The 2148-nt window shown below is 74.3% G+C and carries 1 protein-coding gene and 1 pseudogene; both read right to left on the bottom strand.

The window, feature by feature from the left end; all coding sequences use genetic code 11:
- Positions 1-804 (bottom strand): ATP-grasp domain-containing protein (locus x551_RS25610; RefSeq protein ID WP_152543625.1); only part of this gene is annotated, 804 nt, incomplete at its 3' end.
- A gap of 259 nt (positions 805-1063) precedes the next feature.
- A pseudogene (locus tag x551_RS21460) lies at positions 1064-1965 on the bottom strand (NAD(P)-dependent methylenetetrahydromethanopterin dehydrogenase).
- Between the last annotated feature and the right edge of the window lie 183 nt (positions 1966-2148).

Here is a 2148-nt window from a genome sequence, read left to right as displayed (position 1 = left end):
CGCGGTCTCGGCCGACGGCAGCGTGCCCTGCAGGCAGGCGCCGACATGGGCCCGCATCCACGCCAGGTGGTCGCCGTACAGCGCCGCGCTGGCCGACGGCCGCGGGTTGATCTCCAGCAGCGACCAGTGGTCGCCGTCGAGCAGGAAGTCCAGGCTGCACAGCCCGCGCAGGCCGAAGGCGGCGACCAGCGTGTGCAGCGTGGTGTCCAGCCCCACGGCCAGCGCCGCCGGCAGCGCCACCGGCCCGATGGCACCGCGGTAGACATGCGGATGGTGCGCGCCGAGCGGCCGGACGATCAGCTCGCTGATGCCGAGCACGCGCGCCTCGCGGCCGTTGGCGAGGAACAGCGCCGACATCGGCGTGCCGGGCGCCTCGCGCTGGTAATAGGGCTGCTGTTCGGGATCGGCCGGGTGCGGGTCGTCGGCCGGCCGGATGTGCCAGCCGCCGGTCCCGCGCGCCTCCTTGCGCAGCCAGCCCGACGGCGGATCGGGGCGTCGAACTGCACCTCGGGGTGCGGCAGGCCCAGCCAGTCGAGCATGCCGAAGAAGCCGGCCGGGTCGCGCACGCGCAGCACCGTCTCGGCTGGCGTGCCGATCAGCGGCAGCGCCTGCGCGCCGCGGCCCAGCAGCTCGGGCTGACCCTCGAAGCCGCTGCCCGCGACCCAGCCCAGCACCTGCGGATCGGCGGCTGCCGCGCGCAAGGCCGCGAGCGTGCGCTGCGGTCGATCCCGAGTTGTGCGCCGTCGCGCCCGATCGACTCCCAGTGCCGCGCGGCGCGCCGTGTATCCACGTCGCCGAAGACATCGAGCGCGATCACGTCGTAACCGTCACGCGCCGCCGCCTCCGCCATCCACCGTGCGGACAGCCCCGCGACCACCAGCGTCGCGCGGCCCGTCGAAGCAGCAGACATCTCAGGACCCCACGCGCCGATCGTGCACCCGGCCGCAGCTCTGGCGCGCAGACGCCGTGGATCCGGCTCTGCCGGTCCACCAGCGTCGCCCCCTCGAGCGGGAGGCGCCGCAGGCGCTTCGGGGATGGGTCATTCCTGCGCTTCGGAGGTGGGTCACGTCTCGGCGAGCACTTCGCGCGCCACCGCCAGCGCCTCGGGGAAGCTCAGGTAGACCGGCTTCTCCGCGCCGCGCATGCGCACCAGCAGGCGGTGCTGCACCTGGTACTTCACGTTGCCGATCGCCAGCGCGCCGATGCCCACCGCGCGGCTGCCGGGTAGCAGCTTGCCGCTGTCCATCACGCCCACGCCGGCGATGCCTCCGGCGGCACCGCGTTCACGTCGGCCGCCACCAGCAGCCGCGTGGCCACCGCGCGGTCGGCCTCGCTGATCACCTGCACGCCGGCCGCCGCGGTGCCCAGCACCACGTCGGCGTCGGCGATCGACGCGCGGATGGCGTCCACGCCCTTGCCCGACACGCCGCTCATCGCGCTGCCGAAGCGCACGTTGGTCTCGTCGGCGGCGCGCTGCGCCGCCTCCACGCCGCCGCGGCTGGACAGCCGCACGTCGGCGCCGAGCTGCTGCGCCAGCACGCCGGCGATGCGGCCCACCGTGCCGCCGCCACCGAGGATGACCACGCGCTTGCCGGCCAGGTCGGTGCCGTGCACCTTGCGCAGCTGGCCTTCCACGCAGGCCACCAGCGCGGCGGCGGTGGTGTAGGAGCCGCTCGGGTCGGCCATCACCGACACCACGAAGGGCTTGACCATCGCCTTGCGCGCCGCGTCCAGCATGTCGGCGGCCAGCAGCACGTCGCGCCCGCCGATGAAGAGGCCGGTGCGCGCCACGCCCTTGGGGCCGCGCGAGAAGATCGCGTCCTGCGTCAGGCCGGTCACGCCGTCGAGCGTGACCTCGCTGTAGGTCGGCAGCAGCTGGTAGCCGGCGTCGGCGGCCATGTTGATGTCGAACGGGCTCATCTGCTTGCCCGGCGTGATCATGTGGAGGATGTAGGGGCGGTCCATCGCAGTCGCTTTCAGGTCGTCTTCGTCGGGGTCGGGGAGAACGTCGGTCTTCATCGGGGCGGGGGGCGAACTTCGATCGACGCACCGTGCGCGCGGGCGCCCACGGTGCGCAGTTGCAGCGCTGCCTCCACCATGCCGGCGGCGCGCGCGGCGGCCAGCACGGCGTCGGCCTCGGCCGCCGAC

The organism is Methylibium sp. T29 (assembly GCF_000576205.1).
GTDB lineage: Bacteria > Pseudomonadota > Gammaproteobacteria > Burkholderiales > Burkholderiaceae_C > Methylibium > Methylibium petroleiphilum.
Note: the sequence above shows the minus strand (reverse complement) of the source record. Positions and strands in the feature narration are given on the sequence as shown.